The organism is Xanthobacter sp. DMC47, assembly GCF_056313845.1.
The window spans coordinates 878646-894411 of the sequence record NZ_JBQUZM010000001.1 but is presented as its reverse complement, the minus strand read 5'-3'; the positions used below and the strand labels follow the sequence as shown (position 1 = coordinate 894411).

Below are 15766 nucleotides of genomic sequence, written 5' to 3'. Positions count from 1 at the left end.
TCGCCGGATTGCTGTCGCCGCCCGTCGCTCAACTTAAGAAGCACATCGCACCGAGTGGTCCTGCGCGCAGTTGTCTATGCGACCTGCGCCACCCGCCCCGGCGCCACGTCCACGCGCACGGCCATCCCGCGCAATCCCTCGCTGGCGGCGGGGTAGAGGTCGAGGACCCGGGGGTCATGGGCGGCGATGATATGGTCCTCGGACCCGGCCAGCTCGCGGATCCGGTCGTGCGCGCTCAGCATGTCGGCGATGTTGAACGCGACGGCAAAAGGAATGCCGCGTTCAAGTTCTTCATAGTAATGGATGGCATCGGAGGCGAGCACGACGGTGCCGCGCCGTGTGCGGACCCGGACGACCTCCTGGCCGGCGCAGTGCCCGCCGACCCAATGGACCGACACGCCGTCGGCCACTGTGTGGTCCCGGCCATGCAGGGTGAGGCGCCCGGCGTGGAGATAGCCGAGGAACTTCTGGATCTCATCCACATGGTAGGCGTGGCGGAACCACGGCTTCTCCATGTAGGGACCGCACACATATGCCATCTCTTCCGCCTGGAGGAGGAAACGGGCCTGCGGGAACGCATCGGTATTTCCGGTGTGGTCATAGTGAAGGTGGGTCATGATGACCGTCTTCACCGCCGCGGGATCGACGCCGAGGCGGCGGATGACCTCGACGGGGCTGACGAGGAAGTCATGTCCGTTAAGGGCCGCCTTCTCCGCCGCCATGCCCGTATCGACGACGAAGACGTCGCGCGCGCCCACGATCAGCCAGGAGAAGAAATCCATGGTGAGGGGTTCTTCCGGGCGGCTGTCCTTGATGTAGTTGAGGCCACGGGTGCGCCTGGTATTGGTGGCGTAGCGGATCGCATAGATCTCGTAGACCGCGCCGCTGTCCTGGTCGCTCATGCTTCTGTCCTCATTCGGATCCGGGCCGCGCCGGGGATTCAGATGGCCGCGTGCTCGGCGGGTCCGCCGCCGAGATACGCCTCCAGCACCTCGGCCCGGCTTGCGGTGGCATCGAGATCCGAGGCCTTGCGGACGCCGACGATCTGGCCGCTGCGCACGAAGCAGACGGTGTCTGCGACCTTCAGCGTCATGCGCAGGCTCTGCTCCACCAGCAGCACCGAGAGGCCGGTCTCGGCCTTGATTGTCATCAGGCGCTCGAACACGCGGCGGATCAGCAGCGGGGCGAGACCGAGCGACGGCTCGTCGAGCAACAGGAGGCGCGGCCCGCTCATGAGGGCGCGACCGATGGCCAGCATCTGCTGCTCGCCGCCGGAGAGGATCCAGGCCGGCGATCGGATATGCTTGGCGATCTCCGGGAACAGGTCGAGCATCACGGCCCGGCGCGCCGCGCGGGTGCGGCCGTCGAGGTGGAAGCCGCCCAGAGCGAGGTTTTCGTCCACCGACAGTTCGGTGACGATCTCCCGCCCCTCCGGCACGTAGACGATGCCACGCTTGACCCGGGCGCGGTCGGAGAGGCGGGTGATGTCCTCGCCGTCGAAGACGATGGCGCCCTCGCTCTCTACGAGGCCGGCGATGGCCTTGAGGATAGACGACTTGCCCGCGCCGTTGGCGCCGAGCAATGCCACGACGCCGCCTTGTGGCACGGCGAGGTCCACCTGCTCGGCCGCTAGCGTCCGGCCGTAGCGCACGTCGAGACGGCGCACGTCGATGAGGTCAGTCATCGGGATCTCCGAGATAGATGCGCACCACCTCGGGATCGGCCCGCACCTCGTCCGGCGTGCCGCAGGCGATCACCTGGCCGAAGCTGAGCACGTAGATGCGGTCGCACAGCTGCATGATGAGGTCCATGTCGTGCTCGACCACCACCACCACGAGGCCGGGATGGATCAGGCGCTGGAGCGCACGCATGAGGTCGCGGGTCTCGACCGCGTTGAGGCCCGCGGCGGGCTCATCGAGCAGCAGCGCGCGCGGCTCGCCGGCCATGGCGCGGGCGATCTCCACAAGGCGCAGGGTGCCCGGCGGCAGTTCCCCGGGCAGCAGGTGCGCGGAAGCCTCGATGCCGAGGCCGGAGAGCGCGGCCATGGCCTTGCGCTCGGCCTCCGCTCGTTCGCGGCGGGCGGATGGCAAAGGCAGGAGCGCGCTGGCCCACCCGGCGGTGCGGCTCAGGGTGAGGCCGACCATCACGTTTTCCAGCACGGTCAGGTCCGGGCTCAGCGCCATGTGCTGGAACGAGCGGGAAATGCCGAGCCCGGCGCGGGCTGCGGGGGGCAGCCGGGTGAGGGGCGTGTCGCCGAAAGATATGCTGCCGCGCTGGGGCTGGTAGAGGCCCGTGAGGCAGTTGAACAGGCTGGTCTTGCCCGCCCCGTTGGGTCCGATAAGACCGGTGATGCGGCCGGGCGCCAGATCGAGGCTGACATCGTGCAGAACCTGCACGGCGCCAAAGGAGAGATTGAGGCCGCTGGCGGTGAGCGCGTTTGGAGGTCTCATTTGCGCGCTCCCTTGGCGAGGAGGCGGCGGATGTCGGCGGTGCAGTTGACGGCGAGCGTCACCGCCACCAGGGCCGCGCCGTAGAGCACGGGCACCCAGTCGCCGGCACCGGCCAGATAATTGGGCATCAGGGTGAGGAAGGCGCCGCCCAGCACGGCCGCGGGCAGGTTCATGCCGTTGAGGCTCACGACCGAGCCCACCAGCAGGAAGATGGAGCTCCACAGGGTGAAGCTGTTGGGCGAGACGGTGGAGCTGGCGAACGCCAGCATGGCGCCGGCAAGCGAGGCAAGCGCCGCGCTGACCGCGAACGCGCTGACCCGGGCCCAGCTCCGGGTAATGCCGAACGCCTCCGCTGCCCGCGGATTGGCTCGCGACATGAGCAGCGCCAGACCCTGCCGCGAACGGCGCAGCCGGGCGAGCGCATAGCAGGCCGCCGCCAGCACGATCAGGGCGACGTAGTAGCGCTGCACCTGCTTGGAGGCTTCGGGGATGAGGTCGAGCCCCACATAGAGCCCCTCGAACCCGCCGGTGATCTTCTCCGAATGCACCAGGAACTCAGGCAAGGCGAGCGCGAGCGCCATGGTCGAGACGGCAAGGTAGATGCCGGAGAGCCGGCGCGAGGGGAAGGCGAAGACGACGCCGCCGACGAGCCCGAGCACCACCGCCACCGGAAGGCTGAACAGCAGGGAGAGGCCGAGCTGCTTCTCCATGATGGCCACAGAATAGGCCCCCAGCGCCACGAAGAAGCTGTGGCCGATGGAAACCTCGCCGCCATAGCGCACCAGCACGCTAACGGCGAGGACGCCGAGGCCATTCGCGAAGCACAGGGCGAATGTATAGGTGAGGAAGCTGCCGGCCGCGAACGGCAGCAGGAGCAGCAGGCCGAAAAGAGCCGCCGTGCCGAGCCGGGTGAGATCCACGGGCGACGTCTTTCCGCCGGACAGGGGTTTGGTTGCGTGGGCGAGATCAGACACGGCTGCCGACCCCCCCGCGTTCGAGCAGCCCGCCCGGGAAGAAGTTCAGCGTCAGCATGATGACCGCGAGCAGGAAGGTGTTCATGAATTCGGGCGAGACGTAGAATGAGAAGAGGTTCATGGCGATGCCAACGAGGATGCCGCCGAGCGCTGCCCCGGGCAGGCTGTTGAACCCGCCCACGACCGCTGCGGTGAAGGCCTGCAGCATGAAGGAGGGCACGGTGGTGGAGGAGAGGAAGGTCGTGGGCACGATGAGCAGCGCCCCCACCAGCCCCAGCACCGCGCTCGACAGCCAGGCGAACAGATGCACCGAGCGCAGGTTCAGCCCGCACACCCGCGCCGCGAACGGATTGGTGGATGCGGCGCGGAAGGCGATGCCGAGCCGGGTGCGCTCGATGACGAAGAACAGTCCGGCGATGATCGCGAGCGTCACCGCCAGCACGGTGAGGTCGTAGGAGGAGATGCGCACGCCGAGCAGCGTGAAGCCGAAGCGCGGGATGGGCAGGTCGAGATTGACGATCTCGGCGCCGAACAGGAGCTGGATGAGCCCCTGCAGCATCAGCCCGATGCCCAGTGTCGCGATGGTCGAGGCGAGGTCCGACTTGAACACGATGGGCGCCACCAGCACGTAGCTGAGCGTCGCAATGACCGCCACGAGCGCGATGGAGAGCAGCACCGCATTGCCCCAGGACAGGCTGAGCAGCGTGCCGCTGGAGAAGCCGTAGACCAGGAAGGCGGCGAGGCCCGCGAGGTTGCCGTGGGCGAAGTTCACCACGCGCGAACTCTTGTAGATCATGACAAGGCCGAGGGCCCCGAGGCCGTAGAGGCACCCGGAGACGAGGCCCGACCAGACCAGCGGGGAGAGGTCCGCCCAGAAGCCGGAGAGGAAGCTCATGGGCCGGCCGGCGCCGCGCCGTCCTTCTCGATGATCTCGATCACGCCGGGGAAGTAGCGGCCCGAGACGCCGCCCGCGCAGGCCGCCTCGTAATAGCGCCGGGCGACGTCCGTCACCTTCGGCGCGAGCCCGTGCTCGGTGGCGAGGGCCAGCATGTAGGAGAGGTCCTTCAGCACGTACTCAGGCGGAAAGGCCTTCTCGGGGAAAGCCCGCGGCAGCATGGCCTTCATGCCGTGGTTGCGCAGCACGAAGCTGTCGCCGGACCCCTTGGAGACGGCCTCCAGCAGCGTCGCAGGCTTCACGCCTGCCCGCTCGCCCACCACCATCATCTCGGCGAGCGCCACCACGTGCTCGAACACCAGCGTGTTGTTGACGAGCTTCACCACCTGCCCGGTGCCGACGCCGCCGCAATGGGTCACGTCGGAGCCGATGAAGTCGAGCAGCGGCTTGATGCGGGCGAACGCCGTGTCGTCTGCCCCAACCATGATGCTGAGTTCCCCGCGCTGCGCCGCCTCGCGGGTGCGGGCGACGGGGGCGTCCGCGAACGAGATGCCGCGCTCGGCCAGTAGGGCGCCCACTTTGCGCGCCAGCGGAACGGAGGTGGTGGAGAGGTCCACCACGATCGCACCCGCGCGGGCATTCTCCGCGATGGGACTGCCGGCGCCGGCGAGCGCCTCCACCTGCTTGTCGCCGGGCAGGGAGAGGAAAATCACATCCGCCTGCCGGGCAATGTCTTCCACGGAAGAGGCAGGCTCCGCCCCGGCCTCGGCGACGGCGGCGACTGCCGCGGGATCGAGATCGAAGGCCAGCAGGCGTCCGGCATGCTTGGTCGCCATATTGCGGCACATGGGACCGCCCATGACGCCAAGGCCGATGAAGCCGAGCGTGGGGGGACTGCTGGTGAGGGTGCTGCTCATCGGATCAGTCCATCAACATGCCGCCGTTCACGTCGAGGACCGTTCCGGTGATCCAGTTCGACGCGGGCGACGAGAGGAAGAGAATGCTCTGGGCGATGTCCTCGGGCGTGCCGAAGCGGCCGAGCGGCACGTTGCCGTTGGCGGCCGGCGGGGCCTTGCCGGTCACGTTGGCCCACATGGGCGTCTCCACCGGGCCGGGGGCGATGATGTTGGCGAACACGCCCTTGGGCGCGCCGGCCTTGGCCACCCACTTCATGAGGCCATGGACGGCGGACTTCGCCGCCACATAGGAGGGGCCTGAGGCGACGCCGCCGATCTTGGCCGCGATGGAGCCCAGCGCCACCATCTTGCCATAGCCGCGCTCGGCCATGACCGGGTAGAGCTTGCGCACCGGATTGACCACGCCCATCACGTTCACGTCGAAGATGGCGCGCCATTCCTCGTCGGTCGATTCCGGCAGGGGCTTGTTGGAGATGGTGCCCGCGCACAGCACCAGGATGTCGATGGCGCCGCGCTCGGCCAGCACTCCGTCGATCAGGCTCTCGGTATCGGTGCGAGAGGTGACGTCGCAGCGGCGGTAGACCGTGCCCTCCGGGAAGCTGCCGCCATCCTCCGCGATGTCGGTGGCGACCACCTGCGCACCGGCGGCGCAGAACGCTTCGACCACGGCGCGGCCGATGCCGCCCGCCGCTCCGGTAACAAACGCAACCTGACCGTCAAGACGCGGCGGCCCACTGAGAGGAGATCCTGCCATCTTTGAATCCTGTAGACGCTGAAAACAACGTGTCGCAGTCCTCAGGACCGCGGCACGGAACGCGGAAAAGGGCCCGCCTCAGGCCGGCTTCGCGTCGAACGCCACGGCGGGATAGGGCGCAAAGCCGCGCACCATGGTGAAGGCGCCGCCCTTGGCCTGCAGGATCGCCTCCTGGCGCGTGCCGCGATGATCGCCCGGCTTGAAGGTCACCTTGCGTGCGCCGCCGACGGAGGCATCCGTGAGGGTGTTGCCGGCGGCGATCAGGTTCTCGCGGGTGACCGGTTTGCCGCTGTCGATGAGTGCACCGAAGATGGCACCGAACAGCGCCGCATTGCTCCAGCCATTGAGGCCGAACACGCCCACCGGGTCATTCGGATAATACTTGCCGATGGCCTCGCGATAGGCCTTCACCTCGGGCTCCTCGCTCGTCACCGGCAGCAGCCAGGACGAGAAGTAGGTGCCGTCCAGAAGGTCGCCGGCGAGCTTGTAGGTGGAGGGATCGGCGGTGAAGAAGGGCGCGAACCAGTTCAGCTTCACGCCCTGACGGTCGGCTGCCTTCAGGGCGCCGGCAAGGTTCGCGTTGGAGCCAAACAGGATGGCCGCCTGGGCGCCCGAATTGGCCACCCGGCGGATGTGCGGGGTAAAGTCGGTGGTCTTCACCTCGAAGGACACGCTCTCGGCCGGCGCGACCTTCTCCTGCTCCATGTAGAGATCGAAGCCGCGCTTCGCCGAGCGGCCGAGTTCATCGTTTTCCCAGAGCAGCGCGATCTTGTCCTGCTTCAGCGTCTTCAGCGCATATTCAGCATTGGATGCGGCGGACCATCCGTAATCGGGCAGGAGCGGGAAGATGTTCGGCTCTGCGAAGAAGGCGCTGGCGCCGCCGATGGGGCCGAGCATCGCGAGCCCAACCTCCTTGGCATAGGGAATGACGGCGACGTTGGTGGCCGTGCCCACGGAGGCCACGAGGGCGAAGATCTTCTCTTCCTCCACGAGGCGGCGTGTCACCGCGACGCTGCGGGCCGGGTCGTAGCCGTCGTCGAGGGTGGTGTATTTCACCTTCCAGCCGCGGATGCCGCCCTTCTCGTTGACGTCCTTGAAATAGGCGTCCGCCGCATGGGTGAGGATGGCGTAGAAAGGCACCGGACCGGTGATGGGCGTGAAGCCGCCGATGCTGACGGTCTTGGCCGCGGCATCGACGCCCACCGACTGGGCAAAGGCGAGGCTTGGCGCGAGGCCTGGCGCGAGCGCGGCGCCGGCTGCCGCGGCTCCCATGAGCTTCAGGAGCTTCCGCCTGTCGACCTCTGGGTGCGCGACAGGCGCATGATCGGGTTTGCGTCCATCCATCTTGGCGTTCCTCCACCAGGTCATCGGCTTTTTGCCTTGTTGGGTCCGTTTTAGAGGCCGGCGCCCACAGCGTCAAACATAATGTGCATGATGCATTATTATTCCGCCGCGCTCGCCCCGAGAATCTCCCGTGCCCGCTCGACGACCGGGCGATCGACCATCTTGCCGTCGAGGGAGATCACGCCGGCGCCCCCCGCCTCCACGGCGCCGATCACCCGGCGAGCCCAGTCCAATTCTTCCGGGGCCGGCTGCCACCCGGCATTGACCACCGCCACCTGGGACGGGTGAATGCACAGCTTTCCGCCGAGGCCGAGCGCTTTGGCACGCTTCACCTGAGCGGCAAGACCCATTGTGTCCGAAAGGCCGGTAAACACACCGTCGATGGGGGCCGGCAGGCCGGCATGTCGCGACTCCAGAGCCAGTTGCAGCCGCACCGGATCGAGCTCGCGCTCGGTCTCTGTGATCCCGGCGTCCAGCGAGAAATCCAGATTCCCGAAGGCGAGGCGCAGGCGTCCGCGTTCGGCGCACAAGTCCCGCAGCCCGAGCAGGCCGGCGACGGTCTCGATCAACGCGACGATGTCCACGTCGTCGCCCAGGGCAGCGCGCACCCTGCGAACCACGTGCGGTTCGGCCTTTGGAATCATCAGCTTGCGCAGTCCTTCCCGGCGCGCGAATCCGATGTCCTCGTCGAACCAGGGCGTCTCCAGTCCGTTGATCCGGACCCGGGCCGCGGTGCGCCCTGTCCAGCCGGCGATCTTCGTCCGGGCTGCCTCCTTTGCGTCCGGATGTACGGCGTCTTCCAGATCTAGGATCACGTCATGGGCCCCGGCCGCCGCCGCCTTGTCGAAGCGGTCGGCGCGGTCGCCGGGGACGAAGAGAAAAGAGCGCGAAACGGGCATTGCAATCGCCTTCATATAATGCATCATGCATCCTATGCGCCGCTTCCCCGTTCCGCAACCATATGTTACGTGCGAAGAAGGCGCGGCCTGGGGGGCCGGTTCTCCCGCGCCGCCGCCGCCATCAATGGACGGTCGCGACGGCACCATGGAATATCGAACCAAAGAAGAGCAGGTCGCCGATTATCTGCGCGAAGGCATCATCTCCGGACGCCTGCCGCGCGGGACGCGCCTGAAGCAGCAGGAGATCGCGCAGCAGCTCAAGATCTCCATCACGCCGGTGCGGGAGGCGCTGAAGCTGCTGGAGGCGGAAGGCTACATCGCCAGCGATTCCTATCGCGGCGCGACGGTGGTGCCGTTCGACATCGGCACCTCCACCGAAATCCTCAAGCTCCGCATCATGCTGGAGACCCAGCTGGTGGAAAGCACCACGCGGAACCTGACGGCTGCCAACATCGCCGAGCTGAAGGACCTCGCCGACCAGTTCGAGGAGGCGGCAAAGGCGGGCGACAGCAAGCTCGCCCGCGGCGTCAACTACCGCTTCCACCGGCGCATCTACGATTTTGCCAACCTGCCGCAGACGCTGCATTTCGTGCAGGTGCTGTGGGCACGCTACCCGTTCGATGTCATCAACCGCGTCGAGGGTCGCGCCAGCCGCGCAGCTGAAGAGCATGCCGAGTTGCTGCGCAACTTCATCGAAGGCGATGCCGCAAGCGCGATGCTGACCATGCGTCGCCACATCGAGTCCGGTTGGAATGAGTTCCGCGCGAGCGTGGAGACGCGCGAGGCGGCCACGGCCCCCGCCTCCTAGGGCCGAAGCGGGAAACGGACCCTTATGAAACCCTCGATGCTGCTGGTCATGGATATGGTCAACGATCTCGTCCACGCTGACGGGGCCGGTGCCAAGACCTATGTGCCGCTGATGGCGGAACGCGACGTGCTGGGCCGCACCCGCGCCGCCATCGACAAGGCCCGCGCCGCGGGGGTGCTCATCGGCTATGTGCGCGTCGGCTTCGCGCCGGACTATCGCGACTGCCCGCCCAACTCTCCCGTCTTCTCCCGTGCCCGTGACAACGGCCTGTTCAAGCTCGGCACCTGGGGCACGGAAGTCCACGCGGCGGTCGCTCCGGCCCCCGAGGACTTCGATTTCGTGAAGCATCGCGTCAGCCCCTTCTACGGCACGGCGCTGGAGCCGGCACTGCGCGCCCGCGGCATCGAGCGCCTGTATCTCGCCGGCGTCTCCACCAATGGCGTGGTCCACACCGGTGCCCGCGAGGGCCACGACCGGGACTATGAGTGCATCGTGCTGGAGGACTGCTGCGCCGGTGCCACCACCGACGAGCACGAGAGCGCCCTGAAGTGCGTCGCCCGGTTCGCGGCCATCCGGGACAGCGCTGCCGAGACCTTCGCCTGAACACCAGGGGCGCCGGTGCGGCGCCCCTCGGTCCGCCGGCTCAGCTCTTCATCCAGCGCGGCTGCATCACGTCGCCGAAGGTCACCTCCTTCACGGCATCGCCGAACCGCAGCATGAAATCCCGGTTCTGCACGAACTGGGCGTCCGTCAGCGTCGGCGGCACCGCGACGGTCGCCTTCTGGTCGGCCACCGTTGCCGCGACCAGCGCCGCGTCGGTCTGGGCGAAGAAGGCGCCGTGCAGCAGCTTCCCCGCCTCGGCGGGGTTCGATCGCACCAGTTCGGCGCCCTTGGTCAGGCCGGCGACAAGTCGGCCGATGACATCGCCCTTCGCCGCGAGCACGTCCGGCTTGGCGGCGAGGACGGTGTAGAGGAAGTCGTTGAGACCAGGCACTTCGCCCTGGGAGGGGCGCGCCACCCATACGGCGATGCCATCGTCCACGGCCCGGTTGTTGGCGGGCGCCGTGGTGTTGAAGCCGTCGATCTGGCCCGATTTCAGCGCCGGATACATCTGGTCCAGCTTCACCACGGTCAGCGTCACGTCCTTGTCGGGATCGAGCCCGCCGAGGGCGACGAGATAGCGCCACAGCTTGTCCGTACCGCTGCCGCGCCCCGAGATGGCGAGGGCCATGCCCTTGAGCCGTGCCATCTTCTCCTTGAGCGGCATGCCGGGCGTGATGCCGGCCTTCTTGGCCGCGGCCACCGAGATGACCGCATCGCTGGCATATTGCGACATGAGCGGCGCGAAGGCCTGGATCTTCTGGCCCTTGGCGGCCGCGAGGATGATGTCGCTCATCACGAGGCCGCACACATCCACGCTGCCGCCCAGCGTTGCCGCAAGCGCGTTGGTGCCTCCGTTGGCGTTGATGAGCGTTGCATCGAGGCCCTGCGCCTCCAGGAAGCCTGCCGCCTTGGCCGTCAGCAGGGGAAGATAGGCGAAGGTGAAGCCCCCGATGCCGATGCTGATGGGGGTCCCTGCGGCGCGTGCGGAGCCGCTGCGCAGGACGGCGGGGGACACGACCGCGGCCGCCGCGACCTGCGCGGATCGGACGAGCAATTGGCGTCTTGAGAACATGCTTCTCTCCCGGTTCTTGTTCGTGTCTGTTCGCGCGATCCGCCAGCGCCTCAGCGCCAGCGGAAAATCCAGCGCTCGAGCCGGCCCAGCCCTTCGTTGAGGGCGGCGGTGACGCACATCAGGGCGAAGAGAGCCGCGAACACCCCGGCCGTGTCGAGCTGGCCGGCGGCATTCTGCGTGAGGAAGCCGATGCCGGCGTTGGAGGCCATCATCTCGGCCGCCACGGCGCCGACGAAGCCGTAGGGCAGGCCGAGCTTGAGGCCCGTGAACACCCACGGCAGAGCCGAGGGGAACACGACGCGGCGCTGGATGGTGAACGGGCCGGCGCCCATGATGCGCAGGGCGTCCACCATCTTGCGATCCACCTGCCCGATGCCGCTGATGGTGCTGAAGAAGACGAGAAAGTAGACGCTCACCGCCGCGAGCACGATCTTCGGCGCCAGTCCGATGCCGAACCACATGATGAAGAGCGGCGCCAGGGCCACCTTCGGCACGCCGTAGACCGCCGTCACGAACGGATCGACCGTGCGGCGCAGGACATCGCTGCTCCCGACGAGAAGGGCCAGCAGAACGCCGGCCGTCGCACCGATGACGAAGCCGGTGATTGTCTCCTTGAAAGTAATCATCAGGTGATATTGAAGGGTCCCGGTTTTCAGCCAGTCGTAAAGCGTCGCCCCGATGGCCGAAGGGCTGCTCACCCAGAACGGATCGAGCAGCGGCCCGGAGGCCATCTGCCACGCACCGAGAAAGCCGGCGAGGAACAGGAGCCGATAGATCCACACCGGATCGAACGCCTTCTTTTCGCGCGGCGCGATCTCGGCCTTGATGGCTTCACGCATTGTCATGGCCGTCCTCCCGCGCCGTCGATCTCGATGGCTGCCCACAGGCGCCGGTAGTGGTCCTCGAAGCCGTTCGCGAAACGCGCCTCGTGGACGTCGCGCGGGCGGCCGATGCCGATCACCTCGTCGAGCTTGATGCGCGACGGCCGGCGCGACAGGACGATCACCCGGTCCGCCAGCGTGATGGCCTCGACGATGTCGTGGGTGACGAAGACGACCGTCTTCCCCGTTGCGCTCCAAAGGCGCAGCAGATCGGCCTGGAGAACCAGCTTCAGCTGGGCATCGAGCGGTCCGAACGGCTCGTCCATCATGATGGTCGGCGGGTCATAGATCAGCGTGCGTGCGAGCATGGCGCGCTTGCGCATGCCGCCGGACAACTGGCTGGGGTGGTGGTCCTCGAAGCCCGTCAGGCCCACGTTGGCGATTATGTCGGCGACGTTCCGGTCGCGCACGGCCTTCTCCACGCCCTTGATATCGAGCGGCACAGCGATGTTTTCGGCGACGGTCAGCCAGGGCAGAAGGCTGTCGTGCTGGGTCAGATAGCCGATCTCCGCATTGACGCCCGTTATGGGCTTGCCGTGGCAGAAGACGGCTCCCGCGGTCGGGGCTTCCAGCCCGGCGAGGAGGTTCAGGACGGTAGACTTGCCGCTGCCGCTCGGGCCGACGATGGCGAGGAACTCGCCGTCGCGCACTTCGAGATTGAAGTCGCGCAGCACCTCCACGCTGCCCGTGCGCGTGGTGAAGACCTTGCCGACGCTCTTGAGCGCGGCGGCGACGCGTTCCGGCCGCGGCACCGCATCGGCGCCTCTCACGGCATTGAGGGCGTGCCCCATGCTGGCTTTCTCCCTTGTGGCCGGCGAACTGAGTTCGGCCGGCTCTCGTGTTGGCCGCGGGCTCTACTGGCCCGCTTCTGCCCGACCGATCTTCGCTATCTCTCGAACCGCGCTGCCGCGCGCATGGCCAATTCCCCGGACGGGCCCTTTGCCCAGATGTCGAGCGTATCGGCGTCGCACTCCGGCACCCGCGCCTCCAGCGTGAAGGCACCTGAGACGAACAAGGGGTGCACGCCGCGGAATTCGAACTGCGCAAGGTTCGCGTCGGGGCGGATGTCGCTGGCGAAATTCTGCAGCAGGGTGGCGGTCAAAGGGCCGTGGACGACGAGGTCGGGATAATGCTCCTCGTTGCGTGCGTAGGCCTGGTCGTAATGGATGCGATGACCGTTGGACGTGAGGGCGGAATAGCGGAACAGCAGCGTCGTGTCGGGCACCACCGTCTCGTGCCACTCCGCGCCCTCGGGCGCCGGAGTCTTCGCCGGGGGCGGCGCGCCGGGAACGGAGGCTTCGCGATAGACGATGTCCTGCTCTTCCTCCACGCAGACCCGGCCATCGCAGGATATGGCGTGGGACACGGTCACGAACACGAGGTGCCCGGCCCGGCCGGATTTGGCTTCCACCTTGCGGATGGTGCTGGTGCGCATGGCTTCGACGCCGACCCGCAGCTTTCCCGGATAGGCAATGCGGCCCCCGGCCCACATCCGCCGCGGCAGCGGGACCGGCGGGAGAAAGCCGCCCCGCTTGGGGTGGCCGTCCGTGCCAAGCCCGCGTCGTGCAACAAAGGGATTGAAGAACATCCAGTGCCAGCCCGGCGGCAGCGGATCTCCCGCCACCGGATGGTCCTCGAGGTCCAGGGTCGCAGCCAGCGCCGCGACCCGCTCGGGGTGGATGCGTTCAAACAGTGTTTCCTGCCGGCCCACCCAGTCCTGCCAGTCGGCGGGGCGTGCGGCTGTCGCGGTCTCAGTCATGTTCGGCCTATCCGATTTCAGTAGATGATGCGGGCGTCGGTGAGTTCGGCCCGTTCCGCTGCGCCGATGCCCAGAAGGTCTCCGAACACGTAGTCCTCGTCCTCGCCGAGGCGCGGCGTGCCCCGGTCGAGACCGGTCTGCGCCTCGCTGAAGCGCACCGGCACGGAAAGGGCGGCGCGGTTCTGGCCGTCGCTGTCGTCCACGTCGATGACCATGCCGCGGGCGCGCAGGTGGGGGTCCTCCACGATGTCGCGCGTGTTGCACGACAGGTGCGCGGCGACGCCCGCCCTCTGCAGCCGCTCCGAGGCGTCCACCGCCTCCACGGTGCGGGTCCAGGCCTCAATCTTGGCATCGAGCGCCTCGCGATGGCGGTGACGCAGGGCTTCGGTGCGGAAGCGGGGGTCCGCCTCCAGCTCGGGCCATCCGATGACCTCGGTCAACCCCCGCCAGGCCGCCTGGGAACCCACCGCGATGGCAATCCAGCGGTCGGCCTCGCGGGTGGGATAGACGCCATGCGGCGCCATGCGGGCATGGGCATTGCCCATGCGCTGCGGCATGCCGCCCGCGGCCGCCAGCAGCAGCGCTTCGCCGGCCAGTGCCGAAGCGACTTCGCGCGCGCTCACATCCACATGGCCGCCTTCGCCGGTCGCGCGCAGCCGGTAGACCGCGGCGAGCGCGGCCATGGCGGCGGTCATGCCCACGCTGTGGTCCATCACATGGCGCATTTCCACCGGCGGACCGTCGGCATAGCCCGTCAGGAAGCCGAGCGATCCCCAGGCCCCGAACAGCGGCGCATAGCCCGCAAAATGCGCGTCCGGCCCGCTCTGGCCCGAGGAGGAGACCGACACCATCACCAGATCCGGCTTCACCGCCTTCAGTGCGGCGTAGCCGAGGCCGAGGCGGTCCATCACGCCGGGCCGGAAGCTCTCGCAGGCCATGTCGCTGATCCCGACGAGGCGCTTCGCCAGGTCGACGCCACGCGGATCCTTCAGATTGATGCGCACCGACAGCTTGTTGGAGGCCACCTGATCGAAGCTCGCCGGGCCCATGCGGCCGTAAACGGGATGCGGCTTGCGGAAGATGTCGGGGCGGAGCGCGCTTTCCACCTTGATGCATTCCGCGCCCAGCTGGGACAGCATGTGGGTGCAGAATGGACCCGCTGCATGGACGGTGAAATCCGCGATCCGCAATCCCTCAAGCGGTTTCATTGGGCCTCCGCAACATGCACTGCCGGTCGATCCTCGGCGCGGCGGGGAGAAATGAGATGCTGGTCCGCGCCGAGCTGCGGCACGCCACCCGCGAGCGTCAGCGGCGCGCCCGAAATATGGAAAGGGGCCACCAGCACGGGACGGGCACCCAGCCCGGGGATGTCCACCGGCTGGAACAGGCCGCGCGCCTGCTCGTGCGCTCCGGCGAGCACGTCGGCGGGGCTGGCATATTTGGCCATCGGAACGCCGAGGCGCTGGGCGCGGGCCACGAGGTCCGCGGTGCGCTCGCCCTTGGCCCACGCGCGGATCTTCGCATTGATCTCGCTGCCGCGGCGGCCGCGCTCCAGCGGATCGGCCAGCGCCGGCTCAAGCGCCCATTCCGGGGACCCCATCAGTTCGATGAGGCCCTGCCATTGGCGATCTTCCAGCGTGAGCAGCTGGAGATATCCGTCGGCACATTCGAGCACGCCGCCGTATTTGAACGAGCGCGTCACCCGATGCTCCAGGGAGCCGTCGCCGAGGCGCTGGATGGCAAACGCGCCCACCGCCAGCGCCGCATCCTGCACCGAGACATCCACCCCCTCGCCGAGAACGTGCGGCCTCCCGCTTTTTTGCGAGACCAGCGCGGCCAGCGCGCCCATGGCCGCGACGATGCCGCCCTGCATCTCGGCAAAATGGCCATGGATCTTGAGGGGCGGGCGATCCGGAAACATCTCGGCTGAGAGGCCGTTGGGCAGCAGGAAGCCTTCGCCGGAGGCATGAATGAGCGTGACTTCCTCGCCGGCCCAGCCGGCCTTCCCGCCTTCGGCTCCGAACGGCAGGACGGAGACGAAGATCAATGACGGGTGGCGGGAACGAACCGCCGCCTCGTCGAGGGCGAGCCCTTTGCGCGCTGCAATCGGAAGGTCGCAGACGAACACGTCCGCGGCCTCCAGCAAGTGTTCGATATCGGCCCGGCCGGCGGGCGCGGCGACGTCGCACACGACGCTGCGTTTGCCGGCGGAGAGATAGCTGAAGAGCGCACTCACCTCCTGCGTTCCGGGCAGGAACGGAGGCTCCCGGCGGAGCGGGTGGCCGGACGGCGGCTCCACCAGCACCGTCTCGGCCCCGAGGGTGGCCAGGAGGCGGCCCGCATAGGCCGCCCCCACGCCGCTCGAGAGTTCGACGATGCGGAGCCCGGCAAGTGGCGCGGCGCTCTTCAT

Annotated in this window: 17 protein-coding genes; 2 read left to right on the top strand and 15 right to left on the bottom strand. The window is 67.9% G+C overall.

From position 1 onward, the window contains the following. Nucleotides 1-74: 74 nt before the first annotated feature. The 9 genes from ACT54R_RS04215 to ACT54R_RS04175 form a co-directional block, all read right to left on the bottom strand. Entirely contained in the window at nucleotides 75-902 is an 828-nt protein-coding gene (locus ACT54R_RS04215) for an N-acyl homoserine lactonase family protein (RefSeq protein ID WP_476323999.1), read from the bottom strand. 38 nt (nucleotides 903-940) lie between these two features. Continuing rightward, the gene (locus tag ACT54R_RS04210; protein ID WP_168459787.1) at nucleotides 941-1684 is read right to left on the bottom strand and encodes an ABC transporter ATP-binding protein; all 744 of its coding nucleotides are present in this window, start codon (nucleotides 1682-1684) and stop codon (nucleotides 941-943) included. After that, a complete protein-coding gene (locus ACT54R_RS04205; RefSeq protein ID WP_476323997.1) occupies nucleotides 1677-2450 on the bottom strand; it encodes an ABC transporter ATP-binding protein in 774 nt (257 codons plus the stop codon). Before ACT54R_RS04205 ends, ACT54R_RS04210 begins: the two co-directional genes overlap by 8 nt. Further along, nucleotides 2447-3370, bottom strand: coding sequence for a branched-chain amino acid ABC transporter permease (locus ACT54R_RS04200; protein ID WP_476323995.1), 924 nt, complete (start codon nucleotides 3368-3370; stop codon nucleotides 2447-2449). Before ACT54R_RS04200 ends, ACT54R_RS04205 begins: the two co-directional genes overlap by 4 nt. A gap of 46 nt (nucleotides 3371-3416) precedes the next feature. Next, on the bottom strand, nucleotides 3417-4319 hold the full coding sequence (locus tag ACT54R_RS04195) for a branched-chain amino acid ABC transporter permease (protein ID WP_476323993.1): 903 nt from the start codon (nucleotides 4317-4319) through the stop codon (nucleotides 3417-3419). Further along, nucleotides 4316-5236, bottom strand: a complete 921-nt coding sequence (locus ACT54R_RS04190; RefSeq protein WP_476323991.1) for an NAD(P)-dependent oxidoreductase — start codon at nucleotides 5234-5236, stop codon at nucleotides 4316-4318. The genes ACT54R_RS04195 and ACT54R_RS04190 overlap by 4 nt, the downstream gene beginning before the upstream one ends. A 4-nt stretch (nucleotides 5237-5240) precedes the next feature. Beyond that, nucleotides 5241-5990 carry an SDR family NAD(P)-dependent oxidoreductase gene (locus ACT54R_RS04185; RefSeq protein WP_476323989.1) on the bottom strand — a complete coding sequence of 250 codons (750 nt, stop codon included), beginning with the start codon at nucleotides 5988-5990 and terminating at the stop codon, nucleotides 5241-5243. A 78-nt stretch (nucleotides 5991-6068) separates the two neighbouring features. Next, nucleotides 6069-7262 (bottom strand): ABC transporter substrate-binding protein, encoded by a 1194-nt coding sequence (locus ACT54R_RS04180; protein ID WP_476323987.1) that lies wholly within the window; start codon nucleotides 7260-7262, stop codon nucleotides 6069-6071. 170 nt (nucleotides 7263-7432) lie between these two features. Beyond that, the gene (locus ACT54R_RS04175; RefSeq protein WP_476323985.1) at nucleotides 7433-8248 is read right to left on the bottom strand and encodes an HpcH/HpaI aldolase/citrate lyase family protein; all 816 of its coding nucleotides are present in this window, start codon (nucleotides 8246-8248) and stop codon (nucleotides 7433-7435) included. A gap of 130 nt (nucleotides 8249-8378) precedes the next feature. Here ACT54R_RS04175 and ACT54R_RS04170 point away from each other — a divergent pair, with 130 nt between their 5' ends. Both ACT54R_RS04170 and ACT54R_RS04165 read left to right on the top strand, forming a co-directional pair. After that, the gene (locus ACT54R_RS04170) at nucleotides 8379-9041 is read left to right on the top strand and encodes a GntR family transcriptional regulator (RefSeq protein WP_476323983.1); all 663 of its coding nucleotides are present in this window, start codon (nucleotides 8379-8381) and stop codon (nucleotides 9039-9041) included. Nucleotides 9042-9065: 24 nt separating this feature from the next. Then, nucleotides 9066-9644, top strand: coding sequence for a cysteine hydrolase family protein (locus ACT54R_RS04165; RefSeq protein WP_168459779.1), 579 nt, complete (start codon nucleotides 9066-9068; stop codon nucleotides 9642-9644). 40 nt (nucleotides 9645-9684) lie between these two features. Here the strand turns inward: ACT54R_RS04165 and ACT54R_RS04160 are convergent, their stop codons facing one another. The 6 genes from ACT54R_RS04160 to ACT54R_RS04135 form a co-directional block, all read right to left on the bottom strand. Continuing rightward, nucleotides 9685-10716, bottom strand: coding sequence for an ABC transporter substrate-binding protein (locus tag ACT54R_RS04160; RefSeq protein ID WP_476323980.1), 1032 nt, complete (start codon nucleotides 10714-10716; stop codon nucleotides 9685-9687). 50 nt (nucleotides 10717-10766) lie between these two features. Beyond that, the gene (locus ACT54R_RS04155; protein WP_476323978.1) at nucleotides 10767-11561 is read right to left on the bottom strand and encodes an ABC transporter permease; all 795 of its coding nucleotides are present in this window, start codon (nucleotides 11559-11561) and stop codon (nucleotides 10767-10769) included. Then, entirely contained in the window at nucleotides 11558-12388 is an 831-nt protein-coding gene (locus ACT54R_RS04150) for an ABC transporter ATP-binding protein (RefSeq protein WP_476323976.1), read from the bottom strand. The genes ACT54R_RS04155 and ACT54R_RS04150 overlap by 4 nt, the downstream gene beginning before the upstream one ends. 95 nt (nucleotides 12389-12483) lie before the next feature. After that, nucleotides 12484-13356, bottom strand: coding sequence for an FAS1-like dehydratase domain-containing protein (locus tag ACT54R_RS04145; protein ID WP_168459776.1), 873 nt, complete (start codon nucleotides 13354-13356; stop codon nucleotides 12484-12486). Between the two features lie 17 nt (nucleotides 13357-13373). Continuing rightward, a complete protein-coding gene (locus ACT54R_RS04140; protein WP_476323974.1) occupies nucleotides 13374-14564 on the bottom strand; it encodes a CaiB/BaiF CoA transferase family protein in 1191 nt (396 codons plus the stop codon). Further along, nucleotides 14561-15766 carry a CaiB/BaiF CoA transferase family protein gene (locus ACT54R_RS04135; protein ID WP_476323972.1) on the bottom strand — a complete coding sequence of 402 codons (1206 nt, stop codon included), beginning with the start codon at nucleotides 15764-15766 and terminating at the stop codon, nucleotides 14561-14563. The genes ACT54R_RS04140 and ACT54R_RS04135 overlap by 4 nt, the downstream gene beginning before the upstream one ends.